Raw genomic sequence first — 24,219 nt, 5'->3', positions numbered from 1 at the left:
TTCAAACTACTCACAACCAACCTTTGACATCATGAGAATGCCAACAACCTCGATGAAAACATGGATGCTACTTTCCATGTTCCTTTCAACACTATTTATTTACGCACAAAATGCATCCCCTAGCATCGTTGACACCAGCTTTTACAGCGGTTTTGAATGGCGGAACATAGGTCCAAACCGGGGCGGACGTTCCTTGGGGGCCGCCGGAAGCCCCTCCAGACCCAACGAATATTATTTTGGTGCCACCGGGGGAGGGCTTTGGAAAACCATTGACGGCGGAAACACTTGGAAATGTGTAACCGATGGCCAAGTAACGAGTTCCTCTGTTGGGGCTGTGGCCGTGGCAGAAACCAATCCGGACGTGGTGTATATCGGGATGGGCGAAACCCAACTTCGTGGTAGCATCACACAGGGAGACGGGGTATACAAATCAACCGATGGCGGCGAAACATGGACACATCTTGGACTGGAGGAAACCCAAGCCATTTCCCGAGTCCGTATTGACCCGACCAATGAAAATATTGTTTATGTTGCCGCATTGGGCCATCCCTATGGAGAAAACGAGGAACGCGGTGTTTTTAAATCCGTGGACGGAGGCAAAACATGGAAAAAAGTCCTTTACGTGAGCGATAGGGCAGGTGCCGCCGACCTGATCATAGACCGAAACAATCCCAATACCCTCTACGCCACTACGTGGCAAGTCTATCGTAAGGCATGGAAAATGTGGGGTGGTGGTCCAGATAGCAAGTTATGGAAATCTACCGATGGCGGGGAAACTTGGACGGACCTGACCGAAAATCCTGGAATGCCCGAAGGTCCCATTGGTAAAATTGGGGTGACCGTTTCCCCTGCCGACTCCGATCGCGTTTGGGCCATAGTGGAAGCCAATGAAGGCGGTGTTTTTCGTTCAGATGATGGAGGTGACACTTGGGAACTCACCAACAACGAACGGAAATTACGGCAACGTGCCTTTTACTACTCCAGAATTTATGCCGACCCCAAGGATAAGGATGTGGTGTATGGTCTAAATGTAGGTTTTTACAAGTCAACCGATGGTGGAAAGACTTTTGATGAACGCATAAATACGCCCCATAGCGACAACCATGATTTATGGATAGACCCCAATAATCCAGAAAGAATGATAAGCTCCAATGACGGAGGTGGTGTGGTGAGCATCAACGGCGGTAAAACATGGACCGAACAGGATTATCCGACCTCTCAATTTTATCACGTAATGGCCACCAGCGATGTCCCTTATCATGTAGCTGGTGCCCAGCAAGACAATTCTACTTTGGCCATGCCCAGCGATGGTTGGGACTTTATGCAGGCCAGAGGCCCGAGCTCCGAATGGTACTACGCTGTGGGCGGCGGGGAAAGTGGTTGGATTACGCAAAGCCCGACCAATCCCGATATTTTTTACGCAGGAAGCCAAGGAGCCCTCTTGACTAGATATGACCGAAGCAATGGACAAACACGAGACATTCAAGTATATCCAAGATTTTTCTCGGGAGAACCTGCAAGTGCACTTCCAGAACGTTGGCAATGGACTTTCCCCATTATGTTCGCTCCCAAAGACCCGAACGTGATGTATACCTGCTCCCAACACGTCTGGAAAACTACAAACGATGGACAGACCTGGGAAAAAATCAGTCCGGATTTGACCTATGCCGACCCAGAAACCTTGGGCAAAACGGGTGGGGTCATCACTATGGACATGAACGGCCCCGAGATCTATGCCACGGTCTTTGCCTTGGCACCTTCCAATCACGATATCAATACCATTTGGGCCGGATCGGACGACGGTAAAATACACATCACCCGCGATGGCGGCAAAAACTGGGAGGACATTACGCCGGAGAACCTTCCCAAATATTCCAGGGTAAGTATCATTGAGGAATCCATACACAATCCTGGCACCTTATATGTGGCTGCGAACAGATACCAAGTGGACGACAGGGCCCCCTACGTTTTTAAAACACACGATTACGGAAAAACCTGGACGAAAATAATTAATGGAATAGAAGACGGTCACTTTGCCAGAGCGATTCGCGAAGACCATATCAGGGAAGGCCTATTGTTCTTGGCCACCGAACATGGAGTGTATTTTTCCATAAACGATGGCGCCGAGTGGCAATCCCTTCAATTGAACTTGCCCGATACCCCGATCAGGGATTTGGTGATCAAGGACAACGACGTGGTATTGGGCTCCCACGGTCGTGGATTTTGGATTTTGGACGACATTCAGCCGTTCAGGGAATACTCCGAAGACCTTAAAGAGCAAAAAAATGTCCTTTTTAAGCCTACCAATGCCATCAGGGGCATCTACAATGCCAATTTCCAATACTACTTGGAAGAAGAGGTGGACACCATCACCTTTTCCATTTTTGACGCCAACAATAACCTCATCGAATCTTTCGGGGGTAATCAACCCAAATATGAGGATTCAGGTGAATCTTCGTGGTGGAGCCGTTTCAGCAGCACCAAACCTACAACGGCAAAAGGCATCAACACCTTTACATGGAACTTGCGCTATCCCGGTCCCACTACTTTTGATGGTATCATTATTTGGGGAGCATCGGCCGAGGTAGGACCAAAAGCACCGCTTGGCACCTATACCGTACAAATGAAAGTTGGCCCCGAGGTCATCAAAAGCTATCCATTTGAGATTGAAATGGACCCCAACCTGAAGGGAATTACTGCGGAGGATCTCCAAAAACAGTTCGAATTGGCTTCCAAAATCACCCAAAAAGCTACTATTGCGAATGAAGCGGTCATACAAATACGCAGCATCCGCAAACAATTGGATAGTTTGGGCAAGGGGATTTCCAGCAGAAAGTTCACTAAACTCACGGAGGATTTCATGGGAACCTTGACGGAAATTGAGGAAGATCTTTATCAGACCAAAAATCAATCAGGACAAGACCCATTGAACTTCCCCATCAAACTGAACAACAGGTTCAACGCTTTGCAACGAAGTATCGAAAACGGGGATGCACGACCCACGGATGCCGCCTACGTGGTGTACGATGAATTGTCCGAAGAACTGGAAAAACATATGGCCAAACTGAATACAGCCTTGGAAAAAGAGCTCCCAAAGGTGAACGCCATATTAGAAGAGAACGGAGCTTCAACAATACGTTTGGAGTAACATAGGGTTAAAGCCGGAATTGTAGCGCAAATCATTATCTTTAAAGGAATCAATTCATAATCGACCTATGAACCGTTCCTTTCTCAAAGTGATGATTTGCGCTTTTCTTTTTATGGCCATTTCATGTCAACAAAAACAAGATGAAAAAGATCAAGCTCCCGTAGAAAACGCAAAATGGTGGAAAGAGGCCATCGTTTACCAAATATATCCTCGGAGTTTTAAGGATTCCGACGGTGATGGTGTGGGTGATCTAAAGGGCATTATTGAAAAATTGGATTACATCAAAAGTTTGGGAGTCAATGCCGTATGGCTAAATCCCATTTATACCTCTCCCAATGCCGACAACGGTTATGATGTGAGCGATTACAGGGGCATTATGGAAGAGTTCGGGACAATGGCGGACTTCGACAGTCTCCTTGCCGGAATGCATCAAAGGGACATTAAGTTGGTAATGGACATTGTTGTAAACCATAGTAGTGACCAGCACGAATGGTTCAAACAGTCGAGAAGTTCACGGGACAACCCTTATCGGGATTACTATCATTGGTGGCCTGCGGAAAAAGGAGAACCTCCATATCGCTACAGTTTGTTTGATGCCAAAGGCAATGCCTGGCAATACGATTCTATAACCAACGCTTACTATTTACATTACTTCGCCAAGCAACAGCCCGACCTCAACTGGTCCAACCCCAAAGTACGACAAGAAGTTTACGATATTATGAAGTTTTGGGCCGACAAGGGAGTGGATGGCTTTCGTTTGGATGCATTCCAATTTGCTGCCAAGGACACTACCTTTCCTAAATTTCCGGAAGGGTTTGAAAAAGATTTCATACAATACTACGCCATGCAAGACGGGCTCCACGATTATCTGAAGGAAATGAACGAACAAGTCTTCAGTAAATATGATGTGATGAGCGTTGCCGAAGGAGCAGGCCGTAATTTTGAAGATGCCCACAAATTGGTTGATGCAGACCGTAATGAATTGAACATGGCCTACGCCTTTGAAGGAGTGGATATTCCAAAATATGAGGGATATGATCTAAAGACCATGAAAGAGATCTTCACCAAATGGGACCAAGAATTTGCTGAGGATGGTTGGCTTTCCATTTTTTTGGCCAACCACGACCAAGCCAGAATGGTAAGTCGTTGGGGCAACGACAGCAAAGCATACAGAAGCGCCTCTACCAAACTCTTAAACACTTTTATACTTAGCATGCGCGGTACACCTTACTGTTACTACGGGGACGAATTGGGCATGACCAATATTGACTTTGATTCGATATCCCAATATCAAGATATTGCAGCAATCAATGGCTACGAAAAAGCATTGTCCGAAGGCGAGGATATGGAATTGTTCATGAAAAAACTCAACTATGGGTCACGTGACAATGGACGTACCCCTATGCAATGGGACAATTCCGAACATGCAGGATTTACCAGCGGAACACCATGGCTTCCCGTAAACGATAATTACATCGATATCAATGTAGCCACTGAAAACGCCGATCCCAATTCTGTGCTCAACCACTTTAGAAAAATGACGGAACTTCGAAAGCAAAATCCCGTTTTGATCTATGGAGCATACGAACTCCAAGCTCCGGAACATCCGCATATTTATGCCTACACAAGGACATTGGGTAACAAAACCGTATTGGTTTTGTTGAATTTTTCCGCCGATTCAGCAGAGCTTGCACTAAAAAATGATTGGTTAAACCATTCCGTGATGATCAACAACTATGCTGATATCGAATTCGCAGAAAATTCAATCAAAATGCAACCCTATCAAGCTGTGATTTTGGCCATTGAGCCATGAATCCGTAAAATCAGATTAATTCTAAATTAAGTCCGAATTGATGTCCTCCTGCTTATTATTCTTAATTTTATGGTGTCAGGATGAACAAAATAGTTACCATAAGCATATCGTTGCTCATTTTACTCCAAAGTGCCAATATCCATTTGAAGGATTTGGTGGAACTTGGACAACTGGTCGAGCACTACCAATTCCACAATGAGGAATATGGTGACGATTTTATGGTGTTTGTATCCAAACATTATGGGGACCTTAAAGCTTCCCATAGCGAAAAGCATCAAGAGGAGCGGAAAGAACACGAAAAACTTCCGTTCCAACATCATCAAGCTCCCTGTGCGCAACCTTTAGTGTTTGTTTTAGGACAAGATAGCTTCATCAATTCCTATCCAGAAATTCCATTGGCGGCGAAGGGTAATTTTCATTATCAGATATCCTATTCGCACATTTGGGGGGACAATCTTTTCCAGCCGCCCAAACAGGCATAATTCATAGTACTTCAGCCTAGCTGAACACTTCTCACAAGCTTTATTCCATTTTAATAATGCTATTATTTTCTATGAATCATGTTTTCAAAAATTATCAACTTTAGTATAAAGAACAAGTTTATTGTTCTTCTTTTTACAGTGGCAATAGCCTTGGTGGGGCTATACTCACTATCACAAATACCCATCGGGGCCGTTCCCGATGTCACCAACAATCAAGTGCAGGTCATCACTACCTCAAGGAGCCTCTCCACCCAGGATATGGAAAAATTTGTAACCTATCCCGTAGAGTTGGAAATGGCAAATCTCCCTGGCGTTAAGGAAATTCGGTCCGTTTCCAAGTTTGGCCTTTCCGTGGTTACGATAGTATTCGAGGACGATTTGGGCACCTTTCTGCCACGACAGCTCATTGCGGAAAAAATCAAATCTGCATCCAGTCGAATACCCGAAGGCTTTGGAACCCCGGAGATGGGACCAATTACCACCGGATTGGGAGAGATTTACCAATATATTTTGGATGTAAAGCCCAAATACAGGGACCAATATTCTTCCACGGAGCTGCGTACCATCCAAGATTGGATCGTAAGACGGCAGCTTTCCGGAATTCCAGGAGTGGTGGAGGTGAATACGTGGGGAGGGCACCTCAAACAATACGAAGTGGCCATTCAGACCCAAAAGTTGAACGCTTTCAATATCACCGCTAGAGAAGTGTTCACCGCCTTGGAAAAAAACAATAGTGTTACGGGCGGTGGTTATATCGAGAAAGTAAACCAAGCCTATTTTATCCGTGGGGAAGGTTTGGTGGGCAACCTTAAGGACATCGAAAACATTGTGGTAACCGCAAGGGACGGAATTCCAATCTATATCAAAGACGTGGCCAAAGTTGGATTTGGAAGTGCGCCACGTTTTGGGGCGATCACCGGAAATGGCGAGGGCGAAAAGGTCCTCGGTCAAATTATGATGCTCAAAGATGCTGACTCCAAACGTGTTATCGAAGCCGTCAAGGAACGAGTCGCCGCAATCTCCAAATCCTTGCCAGAGGGGGTGTACATCAACCCGTTCTTGGACCGTAGTGAACTCATCGGAAGAACAACCTTTACCGTTACGGAAAACCTCGTACTGGGTTGCCTTATCGTGATTTTTGTCGTCGTATTGCTCTTGGGCAACTGGCGCTCAGGGCTTGTGGTCGCCTCGGTTATCCCACTATGCCTATTATTTGCCCTTACCTTAATGAACATTTTTGGTGTGGACGCCAATTTATTGAGTTTGGGTGCTATCGACTTCGGAATCATCATTGATGGTGCCGTAATCATTGTGGAATATATTGCATTTCAAATTACACGAAGACAGGGAGAGTTAGTGGACTTGGGCAAAGATGCCACACAGTCCATAAAGGATAAAATAACGGTTGAAGGTGCTACCAAAATGATGAACTCCGCCGTGTTCGGCCAGCTAATCATTTTAATTGTATTCATCCCAATCCTGTCCCTGAGCGGTGTAGAAGGGAAAATGTTCAAACCAATGGCGTTGACATTTAGCTTTGCCCTTTTGGGAGCCATTTTACTCTGCTTTACCTATGTTCCCGTCGCCTCCTCCTTGTTTTTAAAACCATCCAAGGAGTCCTCCAAAAATGTATCCGTCCGTTTGGTAAACTGGATCAACAAACAATATGAACCCGTTATAGAATGGGCCATGAAAAGCAAAAAACTCGTGCTTTCCATAGCTGCTGCACTATTGGTAGGAGCCATAATTTTGTTCTCTTCAATGGGAGGTGAATTTGTGCCCACTTTGGACGAAGGAGACTTTGTGATCCAACCTGTTCTGAAAACAGGGACTTCCTTGGCCAAAACCGTAGAAACGACCACTAAAATTGAAAAAATCCTAATGGAACAATTTCCAGAGGTCAATCAGGTAGTAAGCCGTATCGGCGCAGCCGAGGTTCCCACCGACCCTATGTCAATGGAAGAAAGTGACGTTATCATTTCCTTGAAACCAAAAAGCGAATGGACCTCTGCCGAAACCAAGGACGAACTGGCCGATAAATTTAAAGAGGCCCTTTCCGTAATCCCGGGCATGGAAGTGGAATTTACCCAACCCATTGAAATGCGATTTAATGAACTGATTACCGGGGTACGGGCCGATATTGCCATCAAAATATTTGGGGAGAACCTCGAAACCCTGAGCAAAAAAGCCGATGAAATAAAGGACCTTATCCAAGATGTGGAAGGTGCGTCGGACATTATCGTAGAGAAGGTGGAAGGTCTTCCCCAAATGAACGTTGCTTTTGACCGCGCCAAAATTGCACGTCATGGGCTCAACATTGCCGACCTGAACGAAATGATTTCCATGGGTTTTGCCGGTAAGGTCGTTGGCAGCGTTTTCGAGGGGGAACGACAATTTGATCTGGCCGTCCGCTTGGATTCCGAGAACCGCCAAGATATTTCCAACCTTCGGAATCTTTATGTGGATATTCCCAATGGAGGAAAAATCCCGATGAGCGAACTGGCTGAGATTACCTATCAAAAAGGTGCCGCCAAAATCTCCCGTGATGATACCAAAAGACGCATCGTAGTGGGCATCAACGTTAGAAACCGGGATCTTCAATCTGTGGTCGATGATATCCAGTTATTGGTCAGGGACAACATCACGCTGCCCCCGGGCTATCTGATTACCTATGGTGGACAGTTCGAAAACCTTCAAAATGCCAAGGCCCGGTTGATGATAGCCGTACCCATTGCTTTGTTGCTCATATTTATAATGCTCTATTTCGCTTTTGGGTCGGTAAAAGAAGCTTTGTTGATTTTTTCCGCCATCCCGTTATCAGCGGTCGGCGGGGTTCTCTTGCTCTGGTTAAGGGATATGCCCTTCAGTATTTCTGCCGGGGTTGGATTTATTGCCCTTTTTGGGATAGCCGTGCTCAACGGTATCGTACTCATCGAGCATTTCAAGGAACTCAAGGGAAAGGACTTTGATTCCATGGAAGATTTGATCAAACAGGGTACCAAGGACAGGCTTCGTGCGGTTTTATTGACCGCTTCTGCGGCAGCTTTGGGCTTTTTGCCCATGGCGGTATCCACCAATGCGGGTGCTGAGGTACAGCGACCCTTGGCCACCGTGGTCATTGGCGGACTGGTAACGGCAACTATGTTGACATTGGTTGTACTGCCCGTTTTATATGCGTATTCACATCACATAAAATTCCGTGGAATGGGAAAAATACGAAGAGCGCGAAAAATGAAAAAGAAAGCGCTTACCATTTTATTGTTCATGGTTAGCCTTTCAGGTTTCTCCCAACAAAAGTTGAACCTGGAGGACCTTATGGCTTTATCCTTGGAAAATAACAAAGGTATCCAGGCAGGTTCCATGATGGTAGATCAAGCAGAAACCCTAAAGGGAACCGCTTTTGAGTTTGACAAAACGGATATTTACTATCAATATGATGAGAACAACTTGGCCATCAACAATCAGCCCATACGGGTTTTTGGGGTACAACAGCAATTTGAGTTCCCTACGGTTTACGGAGCAAAGAACAGACTTCAACAATCGAACTACGAGCTGCAAAAATCATCCTTTGAAATTCAAAAGAAGCAATTATACCAAGCCCTGAGCAATGCGTACTACCAATATCAGACCTTGAACCAAAAAGCAAAGCTTTACAAGACGTTGGACAGTATTTATAGCAAATTTGCGCACGCGGCCGACAGACGTTTTGAACTCGGCGAGACCAATTATCTGGAAAAAGTAACGGCAACGGCCAAGCAACGACAGATTGCGAACACCTTTGCCAAGATCAATCAGCAGTTGTTGACCACATATGGTCAGATCGCAAGTTTGGTCCAGACAGAAGACAGTCTACAAATAGTGACCGAAATGCCAGAAAAGCTTACCGTGATCAATCTGCAAGGGATGATGCCAACGGAGACCTCTTTTTTGGACCATCGCCAACAGCTGAGTAATGCCCAAAAGAGCTTAGAGGAAAATCGATTGCTGCCCGACCTCAACCTTGAGTATTTTCAAGGAACCAACAGCGGTCTGGGCGCATCCCTTTATGGTCTTCAAGTGGGCGTTCGCGTTCCCATTTTCTTCTTTGGCCACAGTAGTAAGGTGAAATCATCCAAAATACAGACCAAGATCACGGAAATGGAAAATACGGAGATCAGCGTAGCCATGAACCAGCGCTATAAAACCCTAATGGGCCAATTGGAACAACAGGCCAAGGAGCTCTCCTATTATGAGGACGAAGGTGGTCTACTTTCCGATCAAATTTTGAAAGCAGCCTCCGGGAATTTTCAAAATGGGGAAATTGACTTTTTCCAATATATCCAAAGCTTGGAAAATGCCTACGAGATTCAACTCAATTATTTGGATGTGCTCAACCAGTACAATCAAACCGTAATCGCCATTAATTATTTGACCATAACATTATAATCATGAAACATATACTTCAAATAACCGCTGTTTTCCTTCTAATGATGGGCTGCGGCAATAAGAACAATCAAGCATCCACCGAACAAGAACAAGAAGAAACAGGTATTGTGGTGACGCAGAACCAATTCGATACCAATGATTTGATAATAGGAGGCTTGGAGAAACGAACCTTTCCCAAGATTGTGGAGACCTCTGGAATGATTGACGTTCCTCCGGAAAACCGGGCCAGTATCACCGCATTTATGGGAGGTTTTGTGAAGCAGACTTCCCTTTTGGTGGGTGACCGGGTCAAAAAAGGACAACTCCTGATAGTACTCGAAAACCAAGAATTCGTACAGATGCAACAGGATTATCTCGAAGTATTCAACCAGTTGGATTACCTGAGGGCAGAGTTTGAGCGAAACCAGACGCTTTTTAAGGAGAAAATCGCCTCACAAAAGAATTTTCTTCAAGCCAAGAGCAATTATGAAACAGCCAAAGCACGCTATCAAGGTTTGAGGGAACAATTACAAATGCTCAATATTTCCCCAAGCCAAGTGGAGCAGGGCAAAATCTCTTCACAGGCTGCCATTTATGCCCCTATTGCGGGCAGTATCACCAAAATGAACGTGGCCAAGGGAAGTTATGTGTCACCTGCTACGGAAATATTGGAAATTGTAAACAATGACCACATTCACCTAGAACTTACCGTTTTTGAGAAAGACATTTTAAAGGTGAAGAAAGGACAAAAGATCTTGTTCAAGATTCCAGAGGCGGCCAAATCCAATTTCAATGCAGAGGTATACCTAGTGGGGACATCGATTGACAGCGATAAGCGAACCATAAAGGTGCACGGACATTTGGAGCACGAAGAGAACACCAATTTTTTACCTGGGATGTTTGTGGATGCCATGATCATGACCGATACGGTACAAACCTGGGCATTACCCGATGAGGCGGTAATCGAATCGGAAGGAAACCATTACGTGCTAAAACTGATCAACAAGCAAGACGGCTATACCTTTGAACGTATCCCCGTAGCTCAGGGAAATTCGTATGATGGTTATTCGGAAATCATTTCGGATCAACTAACCGAATCTGACGAATTTTTGATCAAGGGGGTATTTGATTTGATTGGGGGATAATTTACCCCAATCCTACATCCAATATCATCATAATAATAAATCCACCGATAAAACCCATTGTGGCGATATCGGTGTATTTGTCTTGTTGCGTTTCTGGGATTACCTCCTCGACCACCACAAAGATCATGGCTCCTGCCGCAAATGCAAGGGCATAGGGCAAAATAGGTTCAAAGGTCAATACGGCCCAAGCGCCAAGCACACCGGCAATAGGTTCCACAATGGCCGATGCCTGACCGTACATCCAACTTCTTCTACGGCTGAGTCCATGCCTGCGCATAGGCACTGCAACGGCAAAGCCTTCCGGAAAGTTTTGTAGCCCAATACCCAAAGCCAAGGCCACGGCACCACCAATGGTCGCGCCTTCAAAGCCAGAGGCTACACCCCCAAAAAGGACACCTACCGCCAACCCTTCGGGAATATTGTGCAAGGTAATGGCCAATACCAAGAGCGTAGTGCGATGCCAGGGTGTTTTTACCCCTTCCGCTTCGTCTATTTTAAAATTGATATGGACATGGGGCAAAATTTTATCCAGACCAAAAATAAAAGCTGCACCCATTAAGAACCCAACGGCAGCGGGAATGACCTTGACAAAGCCTTCCCCTTCACTCATCTCAATGCCCGGTGCCAATAGGCTCCAGAAACTGGCGGCTACCATAACCCCACCGGTAAAGCCCAACATGCCATCCATTAAGGCCCTTTTTGGACTTTTGAACAAAAATACAAGACCCGCCCCGGCAGCGGTCAATCCCCAAGTGAACAGGGTGGCGTAAAGGGCCGCCAAAATCGGGTCGATACTTTCAAAATAGTCGATTACTGCTTCCATTAGCTATTCTTTTTCACAAATAAGTTTGATGCTATTTGATGTGATATTCGCATTTCGTTCCCCTCCATTCGAATACGAAGGGAATTGTCAAAATCCTCTTTATCCAAAACCTGGATGGTATTGCCCAAAGCGATGTTGTTCTTGTCCAAAAACTTCAAAAAGGGAACCGAAGAATCCTTCACTCCTACACAAACCCCTTTGGAGTTGATGGGCATTTCGCTGAGCAATTTCTCATCACGTTCCTGAAACTTTCCATCTTTCGTGGGAATGGGATCGCCATGGGGGTCATACTTGGGAAAATCCAAGAGCTCATCTATTTTGTCTATCAATTTTTCACTTTTGATGTGCTCCAACTGCTCGGCCACTTCGTGTACCTCATCCCAAGTAAAATCCAGTTTTTTCACCAAAAAGACTTCCCACAACCGATGCTTACGAATAATGGACAATGCGGTTTTAACGCCGGCATCCGTCAACGAAACCCCTTGGTAGCGCACATAATCCACCAATCCTTTTTCGGCCAATTTCTTGGCCATATCCGTGACGGACGAGGGTTTGGTTTCCATCTGTTCCGCTATCGCATTGGTGGTAATGGATTTGGAATCGCCACCACCCAAATGAAATATGGCCTTTAAGTAGTTTTCCTCAGATCGGGTCATCAAAATTGTTTTTTCAAAAATACATTTTTATTTAGCAAAATTTATTTTTCGTTGTGTCTAAATTACCGAGTGAATTTGAATACCTTTTTGAAGCTAAGCAGCACCTTAATCTACTAGTAGTTTCTTTGTAATGCGATTACAAAAAGAAGAATGGTTATCTTTCTAAAGTTTAAAATGAAATACTATTGAAGTCTCGATTTTACTTTTTTGCCTGCTTTTTGATTTTCATCCTTGTACTGTCACTTTTGATTACCGGCTCCTCCATTTTGACCGTCCCGTTGTATGAAGGAAGTTCCATTCCGATGGGAACGCCCATCACTTGGATGGGTCTAATTGCGTTGCCCTTGACAATCTATTTTGGTGTGGGAGAATTTAGGGATCCCAAGAAACGGCACAAACTGTTCAACCAACTTCTTACGTTTTCCGTGGGTTTTGCAGTTCTTTGGGTACCCGTGTCCTATTTACTTGCTGGAAATTTATCGTTTTCATTTTCGGGAGCGGCGACAGGTTTTCAGGGAGGCCAACTGGCCATGAAATTATTCTGGGGATATACCTATGGCATCGCTATTTTGCCCGTTTTATTATTAATCATACATTGGTTTTTGAAATTGATAAATACAATAAGAAAATAATATCCAGTGAAGATTCATTTCCTATCCATTATGGTAATCCTGTTTTCCCATTTTACAGGTTTAGGGCAAACTGAAAGAATTGAAAAACAGCTTATGGATTGCTACTATCAATCTTATCCGGATGATGGAGAGGGCTACAAACAATTATTGCTTGATTATCAAAATCTTCTGATTCTAGAGGGGTTCTTGATCGATGAAAGTGGAAAAAGCTATATCCAGTTTCTAAAAGGAGTGGTTAATGGAACACATCCCAAAAAGGAACCGTCCAAGCTATTCTGTTTAGAGAGTCAAAAATTAAGTGGTTATGACCCTCAAAAAACTATAGGTTGCAATCAGATCAAAAGTGTTGATTCAACAAATTACAATAAGTCAACATTAAAACAGCTAGAGCAATTTGCTGTTGATTCTCCGAAATCTTTAGCAAGAAAGATGTTGGAATTGTTATCCAAAGAAGATTTTACCCTGGATTATTACAAAAGACTATCCTTTCTAGTCTTTTGCATGATTGATACCCAAGCGGGAATAAATACGGATTTCCAAGAAGTCAAAGAGTACGACCCAGACAAGGCATTGCATATAAAAATCACTGAAAACGAGGAAATCTATGTTGATGATAATCAAGTTTCAAAAGAAAAATTAGCCAGCCACATTGAACAACACTCTTTAAGAAACAAATCCGTAGCAACATTTGTGTTAGCCTATAATGGTAACATAAAATATTCTGTTTACAAGAACACGGTGGAGATCCTTTATAGTACGGTTATTGACTTAAGGGAAAAGCTTGCTCTAGAAAAATTTGGCACCCGTTTGGAAGATTTGGATAATAGCCTTAAAAAACAAATAACAGCCATCTATCCTTTAAGAATCGTAGAGGAAGAATTGGAATAAAAGAAAAAGTCATTCGACCCTTCAAATGCCTATTTTTAACAATATGCCCAACTACGACTACATCATTATAGGTGCGGGAGCCGCTGGTCTGCTTTTGGCCGATACGTTGGGAAAAGATCCTTTCTTTGCTTCCAAATCCATTTTGGTGTTGGACAAGGACGATAAATCCAAAAACGACCGCACGTGGTGCTTTTGGGAACGGGGTGCCGGGCAATTTGATGAACTGGTCCATAAAACATGGAACCATATTTATGTGGGGGGGAAATCACTTCAAAAATCCACTTCCATTGACCCCTATACCTATAAAATGTTGAGAGGGATTGATTTCTACAATCACTTCGTGCCAAGAGTAAAGGCCTATCCCAACATCACTTGGATACAGGAAGAAGTGCAACAATTCGAAGAGCACGAACATGAGGTTGTGGTAACCACCCCTAGCCAAAAATTTACCGGACAAACGGTATTTTCCAGTGTGTACGACGCTTCCCTACCCCTAAAACAAACGGATTACCCCGTTTTACAGCAACATTTTGTAGGGTGGCACATTAAAACAGACCGGTCGGTTTTTAACCCAAACGAGGCTACATTCATGGATTTTTCCGTACCCCAAAAGGGCAATACCCGATTTATGTACATCCTCCCCTTTTCGGAAACCGAAGCCCTCTTGGAATACACCCTCTTTTCCGAGCATCTGTTGGAAAAACAGGAATACGAAGAAGCCATTAAAGCCTACATCACCAAAAACTTCGGTGATATAACCTACTCCATCCAAGACACCGAATTCGGAAGTATTCCCATGACTTGCTATCCCTTTCATCAACATAATTCCAATAAATTGTTCCATATTGGGATTGCAGGTGGGTGGGCCAAACCCAGCACGGGCTATACTTTTTACAATACAAGCAGGGAAGTGCCCAAACTGGTAGCACATCTTAAAACGGGTAAACCCTTGACCCAATTTCACCAAAAGAACCGGTTTCTGTTCTATGATATGTTATTATTGGACATTTTGTACAAAAACAATCACTTGGGACACGAAATTTTTGAATCCATGTTCAAAAGAAGAAAGGCTTCCTTGATCCTAAAATTCTTAGAAAACGAGACCAATCTTTGGGAAGAACTTCAAATTGTGTCCGCTCCCAAACCCATGCCGTTCATCAACGCATTGCTCAATCGCCTATTCTAAACGGTACGCTCCATCAAATTTTTTCCAAACTGCTTTAGCAAAGCTTTTTTGTTCTCTGGCAGGTTGGTGTCTGCCAAGGCATCAAAGGCCTTTTGGGTGAAGTCTTGTATCGCTTTTTTGGTTGCTTCCACTGCTCCACTTTCCTTAAAAATTGCTTTTACCGCAGCGACCTTAGCTGTAGAATCTTCAGGTTTGATGGAATACAGGTGCAACAGCCCTTCTTGATTGTCTTTGGAGGCATTTTCCAAGGATTTCAGGTACAGATACGTCTTTTTGTTCTCCATAATATCGCCTCCCACTTGCTTGCCAAAGGTTTTGGGGTCACCAAAGGCATCCAAATAATCGTCCTGTAATTGAAAAGCAATGCCCAGATCTCGGCCAAACTCATAAATGGCATTGGCATCACTGTCGGGGGCTTTTGCCACAATCGCACCCATCTTCATGGCAGCTGCCACGAGAACGGAGGTTTTGTACTCAATCATTTTCAGGTATTCGGGGATGGTCACATCGTCCCGGGTCTCAAAATCCACATCATATTGCTGCCCTTCGCAAACCTCCAAAGCGGTCTTGCTGAACAATTTGGTCAGCTCCGCATAGATTTCAGGAGGGTAGCTTTCAAAACATTGATAGGAAAGAATCAACATGGCGTCGCCGGATAGAATTCCCGTGTTCACATCCCATTTTTCATGAACGGTCACCTTACCTCTTCGCAAGGGAGCGTCATCCATAATATCATCATGTACCAAGGAAAAATTGTGGAACATTTCCACAGCCAAGGCCGCATCCATGGCATCCGCTACCTTTCCACCAAAAGCCTCGGCCGTCATCAAGGTGAGTATAGGCCGCATGCGTTTGCCTCCCAATCCCAAAATATACTGTACGGGCTCGTACAGATTTTTGGGTTCCCCTAATTGGGTTCTTTGTTCGAGGTACGTAACAAACTGAGCTCTGTACTGACTAATGCTATCGATATCTGACATGGAGTCAAAAATACATTCAAATATTGAATTTGAGGATGGGCTACTTTTAAAATCAGTTGTTATCCACACCAAATATCTAAAAGTCAATCCTTTGAAAAAAAGTTTCCAAAAAAGTGCAATAGAATCCTTTTACTCCGTCTCTATTAGTGAAGAGCAACCCGAAGTAACCAAATGGCAGCCAAAACCGATAACCATAACAACCTGACCAACTTCTTCACAGAGGAGTACGGATCGTTGCGGTCGTATGTGCAGTCGAAGATCAGGGACACATCGGAACGGGATGCCGAAGATATTGTGCAGGATGTTGCCCTACGGATATTCTCCCGATCGGAAGATGCCATTCCTATCCACAACGTAGGTGGATTTGTGTACAACGCCATTCGCAACAGGATTATGGACATTATGCGTGGGAGAAAAGAGAAAAAAGTGCCCAGCGAGGACATTGACCAACAATGGCGCGAATTTGCAGAGTTCTTTTATGGTGATGCCGACAATAGTTACTCCCCGGAAATGGAACGGGCCCTCAAAAAGGCCGTTCAGGATTTAAAAGCGCCTTACCGGGATATCGTCATTGCCATAGATTTTGAAGGATACCATTACAAACAAATAGCTGAAAAAACAGGAATACCGGCAGGGACCCTCATGTCACGAAGACATAGGGCCATGTCTGAACTATCAAAAAAATTGGAAAACTTAAAAGAAATGAGTCATGGAGCATAAAAAAGAATTTGAAAAAGCTGTAGAAAAGAAGGTGGAGAACACCGTAAAAAAGGTAGTAAAAGTCATTGCCATGGTCGTCTTGGGAATCTTGGTCTTTCTTTTGGCCAACTATTTACTGATGCGCCTCTGGAACTGGCTCATACCCGATTTGTTCGGAGTTGGAACCGTTACCTACTGGCAGGCACTTGGAGTGTTCATTCTTGCCAAATTGCTGTTCGGTTTTGGCGGCGGTGGCGCAAAAAGCAAGGGCAGCAGTCACAAAAAGAAGATGAAGTCGTCCAACAAATGTGGATCCTGGAGACGGGATTTTGATGAGTGGAAACACTACGATCAATTTTGGAAGGAAGAGGGCGAAGAAGCCTTTAAAGCATATGTTCAAAAAATCAAAAACGATAATCATGATGAATCCAAAGAAGCCTAACCGAAGTAAAAAGTACCTACGCCAATTCCGACCTTTTTTTTGGAGGTTGGGTCCCCTCGAAGAAAATGAGTCCCATCAAAAAACAGCGGTGGTTCCCGTATATATCCACGGAAAAAAACGCAGTTAAAACAAAAAATCAATCCTTCGTTAAAAAATTGTAAAACCACGGAAACTTTTTTTGTTTTTAAAGTTTCCGTGGTTACATTTGCCACCGATTATGAGGGAGACGATTATACAAAAAGCAACTGAAATGTTCTTAAACCTAGGCTTTAAGAGCGTTACCATGGACGATTTGGCCCATGAGATGGGGATGTCCAAAAAGACCATCTATTCACATTTTAAGAACAAAACGGAACTGGTGGAGGAGTCGACCATGACCATGTGTGACTTTATTACTTGCGGAATAGACAACATCGTAGAACTGAAAAAAAACCCAATTGAAGAACTGTACGAAATCAAAAGATTTGTGATGGTACATTTAAAGGATGAGAAATCCTCACCTCTGTACCAATTACAGAAGTATTATCCCAAGGTCCATGCCACCCTTAAGGAGAGGCAGTATAGTTCCATGCACGGCTGCGTCATCGAAAATGTGAAACGAGGCATGCAAATGGGCATCTACCGTGACAACCTCAACGTGGAATTTGTTTCCAGAATTTATTTTTCCGGGGTCATGAGCATTAAGGACAATAACCTTTTCCCTACCAAAATTTTCAACAAAGTGGAGCTGCTGGATTATTATCTGGAATACCACCTCAGGGGCATTGTAACCCCAAAAGGAAGACAAATACTCAACTCAATCATCAATTCAAATCAAGAATAAATGCGACAAACACTAATCACCTTACTATTTATATTGCCCTGGTTGGCATCTGCGCAGGACTCCATACCGAGTTTTAGCTTAGATCAGGCCATCACCTATGCATTGGAGCACAATTATACCGCCCAAAATGCAGAAAGGGATATCCTTGATGCCCAAAAGCAAAAATGGGAGACCATTGCATCGGGATTGCCCCAGATCAATGGAGCGGTAAGCTACCAAAACCAGTTGAAGCAACCTGTGGCCCAGATTCCCGCTGAATTTTTTGGCGGAGAACCAGGCACTTTTCAAGAAGTGGTCTTTGGACAGCCGCAATCCATTGCCGCCACTGCAACCTTGACCCAACAGATTTTTGATGGATCTTACATCGTGGGCGTTCAAGCCACCAAAACCTTTTTGGATTATAGTCAGAACAACAAGGAAAAAACCGAACTGGATGTTCGTAAATCGGTGGTAGAAGCCTACGGCAACGTATTGTTGGCCCAAGAAAGCGTACTGATTTCCGAAAAGAACAAAGCCACTTTGGAGGAGAACCTCTACGAAACCAAACGTATTTACGAGAACGGACTTGGAGATGAGGAGAGCGTGGACCAATTGCAGATTACGTTATCATCGGTTGAAAATCAGCTTAAAAATGCCCGTAGGATGGAGAAAATCACAAGGCAAATGTTGAACCTGGTGCTTGGACTCCCTATTGAGGCCCCAACAGTTCTGACCGAAAATCTGGATGACCTTACCCAAAAGCAAATTGATTTAGGCCTTATCGATTCCGAATTTGACATAGAGAACAACGTAGATTTTAAAATGGCTGCCAACCTCAACGAACAACGTTTCCTTGAGTTAAAATTGGCCAAGAGCAGAGCGCTTCCCACCTTAAATGCTTTTGTCAATTATGGGGGAAACTCATTTAGCGATCGTTTCAATTTTTTTAGCAGCGGGCAGCAGTGGTTCGGTTCCTCTATTTTAGGGGTAGACCTCAACATTCCTATCTTCAGTTCCCTGCAACGAAGCGCCAGCACCCAACGTGCCAAGATTGCCTTGGAAAAAGCCAAAACACAATTCACCGAAACCCAATCACGTATTCGTCTTCAACTGGAAACGGCCAAGAGCGATTATATTCTGGCCATTGAACAATATGGCACTTCCAAAGACAATCTGGACCTGGCCGAACGCATCGAAAAAAAGAACCAAATCAAATATTCCGAAGGTCTGGCTACCAGTTTTGAATTGAGACAGGCACAGACGCAGCTATACAACAGTCAACAAGAATATCTACAATCCATGGTCGACGTGATCAATAAGAAAACGGCGCTGGAAAACATTATAAATCAATAAACAAAGGAGAAAACCATTCCATCATGAAAAAAGCTATATATATCACAATAACCACCTTGGTCCTTGCTTCGTGCGGCAGCGGCAGCGGTAATTCCGTAGAAAGTGTAATCGCCAGTAAGGATGTAGAGGCCATTCGCGCCAAACGAAATTCCGTCACCGAAGAACTGAAGGCGTTGGAATCACAAGTAAAACAATTGGACGAGGCCATCGGTGAACTCGAGGACAACACAAAATTACCTTTGGTTTCCGCACTCACCGTAGAACCACAACAATTTCAACATTATTTGGAATTGCAAGGAGATGTAATGACCGACCAAAACGTTTTGGTATACCCGGAAATGGCCGGTACCCTTTACCGTGTTTATGTAAAAGAAGGCCAACGTGTATCAAAGGGGCAATTGCTGGCCTCCATTGACGATGGCGGACTCTCCAGCCAATTGGCTCAGTTAAGGACCCAGGCCGAGCTGGCGAAGACCACTTTTGAGCGCCAAAAAAGACTTTGGGAACAAAATATTGGTTCGGAAATACAGTACCTACAGGCCAAAACGCAGTATGAGGCCCAACAGAGCGCCGTGAAACAATTGGAAAGCCAAGTAGGGAAATCTTCTATCCGTGCTCCTTTCTCAGGGATTGTGGACGACATTATAAAAGATCAAGGTACCGTGGTAAGCCCAGGACCTGGATCAGAGATTTTCCGAATTGTAAACCTATCCGATATGTACATTGATGTAGAAGTACCCGAAAGCCACTTACCCAATGTGACCGTAGGTAAGGAGGCAGAGGTCTATTTTCCTGTTTTGGGAGAGAGCATCACTACAAAGGTGCGTCAGACCGGCAACTTCATCAATCCGAGCAACCGATCTTTTAGTGCGGAGATTCCCGTGCCCAACAAGACTGGAAATGTAAAGCCCAATTTGACGGCCAAGGTAAAAATCAATGATTATACCAACGAGAATGCCATTTTAATCCCCCAAAGTGTGGTTTCGGAAAATGCTGAAGGGGAACAATACGTGTATCTTATTGCTGAAGAAAACGGAGAGGTGATGGCCAAAAAATCCATTATAACTCCCGGTAGAACCCAAGGTGATTATTTGGAAGTACTTGAAGGAATCTCATCCGGCAGTCAGGTCATTGTAGAAGGTGCCCGTAGGGTACGAGATGGACAAAAAGTTCAGGTGATCGATTCAACTACAACAGCCAAAAACTAATCCAGGACAATGAAAAAAGCTGAAAAAAACGCAAATAAGGAATTTCGCCTATCATCGTGGGCCATAGACAATCCGTCTGTGATCTATGTGATGATCGGTCTGTTCTTCATCATAGGGCTATCTGCCTATTTTTCCATGCCGCGGGAAGATTTTCCTGAGGTAGAAGAAACGAAGATCTACGTAAGCACCGTTTACCCGGGGAATACGGCGGAGGATATGGAGCGATTGATTACCGACCCTTTGGAAGATGTGTTGAAAAACATCAGTAATGTGGTCGAAATCACCTCGACCTCCCAAGAGGATTATTCCATGATCGTTGTGGAGTTTGATGAAGAAATTGCCGTGGAAACCGCCAAGCAAAAAGTAAAGGACGAAGTGGACTCGGAAAAGGCCGGTGAAGATTGGCCTATTTTCAATGGGGCCAAAGTGGAACCCAACGTGTTCGACCTCAACCTTGCCGAGTCGTTTCCTATCATGAACGTGAACCTTACCGGGGACTATCCGGTGGAAAAACTAAAGGAGTTCGCAGAGTATCTGGAAGACGAAATAGAAGACCTCCCACAAATCAAAGAGGTTGATATTAGGGGCGCACAGGAAAAAGAAGTCGAAGTAGCCGTGGATGTGTACAAAATGATGGCATCCCGTGTAAGCTTTGACGACGTGATCCAAGCCATTGCCAATGGCAACATGACGATGTCCGCAGGTAACTTGATTACCAGCGGCCAGCGAAGGACCATTCGTATTTTGGGTGAAATAGAAAACCCTTCGGAACTGGAAAACTTTGTGGTAAAATCCGAAAACGGAGCCATCTATCTGCGTGATATTGCTACCGTCACTTTCTCGGAAGAAGACAAAACCACCTATGCCCGTGAGCACGGTAGTCCTGTAGTGATGTTGGACATCAAAAAACGTTCTGGAAAAAATACCATCGAGGCTTCGGACCTCATCCGTGACCTTGTTGATGAGGCTAGGGAAAACTACTATCCCAAGGACCTTAAGGTAACCATTGCCAACGATTCGTCCAGCAGGACCTTGAACCAAGTTGACGACCTAGTGAACAACATCATCTTCGGGATTATCCTCGTGGTGACCGTTCTCATGTTCTTTTTAGGATTCCGCAATGCACTTTTCGTTGGTTTTGCCATACCCATGTCCATGTTCATGTCCTTCATGATCTTGTCTGCCATGGGCTACACGCTTAATACCATGATTCTTTTTGGTTTGATCATGGGACTGGGTATGCTGGTGGATAATGGTGTAGTGGTGGTTGAGAACGTTTATCGACTCATGGAACAAGAAGGCATGTCCCGCAAGGAAGCTGCCAAAAAAGGGATTGGGGAAATCGCCATCCCGATCATTATTTCTACGGCAACCACAGTGGCGGCCTTTGTGCCACTCGGAACATGGCCAGGTATTATGGGAGAATTTATGATCTTCTTCCCGATTACGCTCTCCGTGGTTTTGGGTTCTTCCTTGTTCGTGGCCATTTTTATGAACTCCATGCTCGTTTCCCAGTTTATGCAGATTGGGGAAAAAGAGCTTACCAGAAAACAGTTGATTCGATTGAGTATCATTTTGGGAGGATTTGGATTGTTCATCTACTTTGTGGGCGGACAAGTTCGGGGGCTCGGTACCTTAATGATCGTTGTGGCCGCCATGTTCTGGATCTATAAGTATTTCCTTAAACCTTCCGCCCGTCGTTTCCAGACCAAGAGTTTGGTGCGATTGGAAAACTTCTATGAAAACCAATTGAAAAAGGCGCTAAGAGGAAGAAATGTGTACTGGTATTTTGGCCTTACCTCCCTTCTTCTGGTTCTTTCTTTTGTGTTCTTTGGGATGTCGCTACAAACACAGCGTACCAAAGTAGAGTTCTTCCCAGACAATACACCTAATGAAATTTATGTATACATCGAATATCCACAGGGAACCGATATCGATAAGACCAATGCCATTACAAAGGATATTGAAAGTAGGGTATACGGGGTAACCGGTCGCAGCAAATACAACGATGGTGATTTTAACTATTTGGTGCAATCCAGTGTATCCCAGGTAGGTAAAGGTGCAGAAAACCCCTTTACAGAGGGAGGTTCCGCAGCGGAGATGCCGCATCGTGGTAAGATTACCTTGTCCATGCGGGAATTCAAATACCGTAACGGATTGGATACGGAAGAGCTTAGGCAGCAGATTCAGGATACCTTGACCGGCGTATATCCCGGGGTTACGATTTCGGTAGAAAAAGATGCGGTAGGACCCCCTGCTGGATACCCCATCAATATTGAAATTGAAGGTCAAAACTATGACACCCTCATCAATACGGCCGAACGCATGCGAAATTATATCAACAGCAAAAATATTGCTGGAATCGAGGAGCTTAAGGTCGATGTAAACAAGGGCAAGCCTGGAATGCAAGTTGTTGTGAACCGAGAAAAGGCCGGCGAACTTGGAGTGTCCGTGGGTCAAGTGGGCCAGCAACTACGTAGATCCATTTTTGGGGACAAAGCCGGTATTTATAAAAAGGATGGTGAGGATTACAACATCAACGTAAGGTTTGATGAGGATATCCGCTACAATACCAGTGCCTTGTTCAACCAGAAAATAATCTTTAGGGACCCTTCCAACGGGCAGATTAAGGAAATTCCAGTATCTGCCGTGGCCGACCAAAAGAACACCTCTTCCTTTAGTGCCATCAAGCATGTAGATACCAAAAGGGTGGTGACCGTATACTCCGCACTAAAACCCGGCTTTACCGATGCTGCAGCTATTGTTGCGGAAATACAGGAAGAAATGCAGGAGTTCAAAGGACTGCCCGAAGGAGTCAAAATTGATTACACCGGACAAATAGAGGAGCAAGAAAAACAGATGGCCTTTTTAATGAGTGCCTTCTTTTTGGGGCTTGGATTGATTATGTTGCTTTTGATTTTCCAGTTTGGTGGCATCTCCAAACCAGCCATTATTATGATGGCCATTTTCCTCAGTTTTATCGGAGTATTCGGTGGCTTGATCATCACGGGCTGGCCCTTTGTGATTATGATGACCATGATGGGTATCATCTCCTTGGCCGGGATTGTGGTGAACAATGGTGTGGTGCTATTGGATTATACCCAAATCTTGATCGACCGTAAAAAAGTGAAACTAGGTATTTCTGACGACGATCTATTGAGTCGAGAAGATGTGACAGAAGCCATAATTGTCGGAGGAAAGGCGCGTTTACGGCCCGTATTGCTAACGGCCATTACAACGGTATTGGGCCTTATTCCGTTGGCCATTGGTCTGAACATCAACTTTGTGAGCCTCTTTTCAGATTTTGACCCTCAAATATACATGGGAGGTGACAATGTGATTTTCTGGGGACCTTTGGCATGGACCGTGATTTTTGGTCTGGTGGTAGCTACATTCCTCACACTGATCATTGTGCCGGTATTGTTCAATATTTCGTACAGGTTAAAAATCAGAATCCGTAGTTGGACCTCAAAACACGAAACCCCAGAGGTGGTAACAGAGTAAATCAGGATATACATAAATAAAAAAGCCCCGACCAAATGGTCGGGGCTTTTTCTT

At 44.4% G+C, this 24,219-nt stretch carries 17 protein-coding genes; 14 read left to right on the top strand and 3 right to left on the bottom strand.

All coding sequences use genetic code 11. The features are described 5' to 3' along the window. Nucleotides 1–31 precede the first annotated feature (31 nt). From ABNE31_RS03810 to ABNE31_RS03790, 5 genes are all read left to right on the top strand, one after another. Nucleotides 32–3,148: a glycosyl hydrolase gene (locus ABNE31_RS03810; protein WP_349352428.1), complete on the top strand. Its 3,117-nt coding sequence runs from the start codon at nucleotides 32–34 to the stop codon at nucleotides 3,146–3,148. 67 nt (nucleotides 3,149–3,215) lie between these two features. Further along, a complete protein-coding gene (locus ABNE31_RS03805) occupies nucleotides 3,216–4,961 on the top strand; it encodes an alpha-glucosidase (RefSeq protein WP_349352427.1) in 1,746 nt (581 codons plus the stop codon). A gap of 80 nt (nucleotides 4,962–5,041) precedes the next feature. Continuing rightward, entirely contained in the window at nucleotides 5,042–5,443 is a 402-nt protein-coding gene (locus ABNE31_RS03800) for a hypothetical protein (protein ID WP_349352426.1), read from the top strand. A gap of 78 nt (nucleotides 5,444–5,521) precedes the next feature. Continuing rightward, a complete protein-coding gene (locus ABNE31_RS03795; RefSeq protein ID WP_349352425.1) occupies nucleotides 5,522–9,868 on the top strand; it encodes a CusA/CzcA family heavy metal efflux RND transporter in 4,347 nt (1,448 codons plus the stop codon). Between the two features lie 2 nt (nucleotides 9,869–9,870). Further along, nucleotides 9,871–10,992 carry an efflux RND transporter periplasmic adaptor subunit gene (locus tag ABNE31_RS03790; RefSeq protein WP_349352424.1) on the top strand — a complete coding sequence of 374 codons (1,122 nt, stop codon included), beginning with the start codon at nucleotides 9,871–9,873 and terminating at the stop codon, nucleotides 10,990–10,992. Nucleotide 10,993: 1 nt separating this feature from the next. Here the strand turns inward: ABNE31_RS03790 and ABNE31_RS03785 are convergent, their stop codons facing one another. Together ABNE31_RS03785 and ABNE31_RS03780 are read right to left on the bottom strand one after the other, a co-directional pair. Further along, on the bottom strand, nucleotides 10,994–11,815 hold the full coding sequence (locus ABNE31_RS03785) for a ZIP family metal transporter (protein ID WP_179383417.1): 822 nt from the start codon (nucleotides 11,813–11,815) through the stop codon (nucleotides 10,994–10,996). Beyond that, the gene (locus ABNE31_RS03780; protein WP_179383416.1) at nucleotides 11,815–12,471 is read right to left on the bottom strand and encodes a metal-dependent transcriptional regulator; all 657 of its coding nucleotides are present in this window, start codon (nucleotides 12,469–12,471) and stop codon (nucleotides 11,815–11,817) included. Before ABNE31_RS03780 ends, ABNE31_RS03785 begins: the two co-directional genes overlap by 1 nt. A 185-nt stretch (nucleotides 12,472–12,656) precedes the next feature. On the opposite strand from ABNE31_RS03780, the gene ABNE31_RS03775 reads away from it, so the two are divergent. From ABNE31_RS03775 to ABNE31_RS03765, 3 genes are read left to right on the top strand one after another with little or no spacing between them, the layout of a single operon-like run. Further along, complete coding sequence (locus ABNE31_RS03775; RefSeq protein ID WP_349352423.1) at nucleotides 12,657–13,103, top strand: hypothetical protein; 447 nt, start codon at nucleotides 12,657–12,659, stop codon at nucleotides 13,101–13,103. Between the two features lie 6 nt (nucleotides 13,104–13,109). Then, nucleotides 13,110–13,991 carry a hypothetical protein gene (locus ABNE31_RS03770; RefSeq protein ID WP_349352422.1) on the top strand — a complete coding sequence of 294 codons (882 nt, stop codon included), beginning with the start codon at nucleotides 13,110–13,112 and terminating at the stop codon, nucleotides 13,989–13,991. Between the two features lie 25 nt (nucleotides 13,992–14,016). Further along, a complete protein-coding gene (locus ABNE31_RS03765) occupies nucleotides 14,017–15,177 on the top strand; it encodes a lycopene cyclase family protein (protein ID WP_349352421.1) in 1,161 nt (386 codons plus the stop codon). Here ABNE31_RS03765 and ABNE31_RS03760 read toward each other — a convergent pair. Beyond that, entirely contained in the window at nucleotides 15,174–16,157 is a 984-nt protein-coding gene (locus ABNE31_RS03760; protein ID WP_349352420.1) for a polyprenyl synthetase family protein, read from the bottom strand. The two genes, ABNE31_RS03765 and ABNE31_RS03760, sit on opposite strands and share 4 nt — an antisense overlap. 171 nt (nucleotides 16,158–16,328) lie before the next feature. On the opposite strand from ABNE31_RS03760, the gene ABNE31_RS03755 reads away from it, so the two are divergent. The 6 genes from ABNE31_RS03755 to ABNE31_RS03730 all read left to right on the top strand — a co-directional run bounded on the left by ABNE31_RS03755 (nucleotide 16,329) and on the right by ABNE31_RS03730 (nucleotide 24,165). Continuing rightward, the gene (locus ABNE31_RS03755) at nucleotides 16,329–16,877 is read left to right on the top strand and encodes an RNA polymerase sigma factor (protein WP_349352419.1); all 549 of its coding nucleotides are present in this window, start codon (nucleotides 16,329–16,331) and stop codon (nucleotides 16,875–16,877) included. Next, complete coding sequence (locus ABNE31_RS03750; protein ID WP_349352418.1) at nucleotides 16,867–17,298, top strand: hypothetical protein; 432 nt, start codon at nucleotides 16,867–16,869, stop codon at nucleotides 17,296–17,298. Before ABNE31_RS03755 ends, ABNE31_RS03750 begins: the two co-directional genes overlap by 11 nt. A gap of 217 nt (nucleotides 17,299–17,515) precedes the next feature. Further along, nucleotides 17,516–18,121, top strand: coding sequence for a TetR/AcrR family transcriptional regulator (locus ABNE31_RS03745; RefSeq protein ID WP_179383409.1), 606 nt, complete (start codon nucleotides 17,516–17,518; stop codon nucleotides 18,119–18,121). Continuing rightward, nucleotides 18,122–19,453 carry a TolC family protein gene (locus ABNE31_RS03740; protein WP_179383408.1) on the top strand — a complete coding sequence of 444 codons (1,332 nt, stop codon included), beginning with the start codon at nucleotides 18,122–18,124 and terminating at the stop codon, nucleotides 19,451–19,453. Between the two features lie 23 nt (nucleotides 19,454–19,476). Then, the gene (locus ABNE31_RS03735) at nucleotides 19,477–20,661 is read left to right on the top strand and encodes an efflux RND transporter periplasmic adaptor subunit (protein WP_349352417.1); all 1,185 of its coding nucleotides are present in this window, start codon (nucleotides 19,477–19,479) and stop codon (nucleotides 20,659–20,661) included. 9 nt (nucleotides 20,662–20,670) lie between these two features. After that, the gene (locus ABNE31_RS03730; protein ID WP_349352416.1) at nucleotides 20,671–24,165 is read left to right on the top strand and encodes an efflux RND transporter permease subunit; all 3,495 of its coding nucleotides are present in this window, start codon (nucleotides 20,671–20,673) and stop codon (nucleotides 24,163–24,165) included. The last annotated feature ends 54 nt before the right edge of the window (nucleotides 24,166–24,219 follow it).

The sequence above is a fragment of the Flagellimonas sp. MMG031 genome, from assembly GCF_040112705.1.
Taxonomy (GTDB): domain Bacteria; phylum Bacteroidota; class Bacteroidia; order Flavobacteriales; family Flavobacteriaceae; genus Flagellimonas.
The sequence above is the reverse complement of the archived record's forward strand: the minus strand, read 5'-3'. Positions and strand labels throughout refer to the sequence as shown.

Bases quoted from the DNA above. Each gene is read 5' to 3' on its own strand.
- ABNE31_RS03810 (WP_349352428.1), top strand. From the start codon at position 32: ATGAGAATGCCAACAACCTCGATGAAAACATGGATGCTACTTTCCATG.
- ABNE31_RS03805 (WP_349352427.1), top strand. From the start codon at position 3,216: ATGAACCGTTCCTTTCTCAAAGTGATGATTTGCGCTTTTCTTTTTATG.
- ABNE31_RS03800 (WP_349352426.1), top strand. From the start codon at position 5,042: ATGAACAAAATAGTTACCATAAGCATATCGTTGCTCATTTTACTCCAA.
- ABNE31_RS03795 (WP_349352425.1), top strand. From the start codon at position 5,522: ATGTTTTCAAAAATTATCAACTTTAGTATAAAGAACAAGTTTATTGTT.
- ABNE31_RS03790 (WP_349352424.1), top strand. From the start codon at position 9,871: ATGAAACATATACTTCAAATAACCGCTGTTTTCCTTCTAATGATGGGC.
- ABNE31_RS03785 (WP_179383417.1), bottom strand. From the start codon at position 11,815: ATGGAAGCAGTAATCGACTATTTTGAAAGTATCGACCCGATTTTGGCG.
- ABNE31_RS03780 (WP_179383416.1), bottom strand. From the start codon at position 12,471: ATGACCCGATCTGAGGAAAACTACTTAAAGGCCATATTTCATTTGGGT.
- ABNE31_RS03765 (WP_349352421.1), top strand. From the start codon at position 14,017: ATGCCTATTTTTAACAATATGCCCAACTACGACTACATCATTATAGGT.
- ABNE31_RS03760 (WP_349352420.1), bottom strand. From the start codon at position 16,157: ATGTCAGATATCGATAGCATTAGTCAGTACAGAGCTCAGTTTGTTACG.
- ABNE31_RS03755 (WP_349352419.1), top strand. From the start codon at position 16,329: ATGGCAGCCAAAACCGATAACCATAACAACCTGACCAACTTCTTCACA.
- ABNE31_RS03750 (WP_349352418.1), top strand. From the start codon at position 16,867: ATGGAGCATAAAAAAGAATTTGAAAAAGCTGTAGAAAAGAAGGTGGAG.
- ABNE31_RS03745 (WP_179383409.1), top strand. From the start codon at position 17,516: ATGAGGGAGACGATTATACAAAAAGCAACTGAAATGTTCTTAAACCTA.
- ABNE31_RS03740 (WP_179383408.1), top strand. From the start codon at position 18,122: ATGCGACAAACACTAATCACCTTACTATTTATATTGCCCTGGTTGGCA.
- ABNE31_RS03735 (WP_349352417.1), top strand. From the start codon at position 19,477: ATGAAAAAAGCTATATATATCACAATAACCACCTTGGTCCTTGCTTCG.
- ABNE31_RS03730 (WP_349352416.1), top strand. From the start codon at position 20,671: ATGAAAAAAGCTGAAAAAAACGCAAATAAGGAATTTCGCCTATCATCG.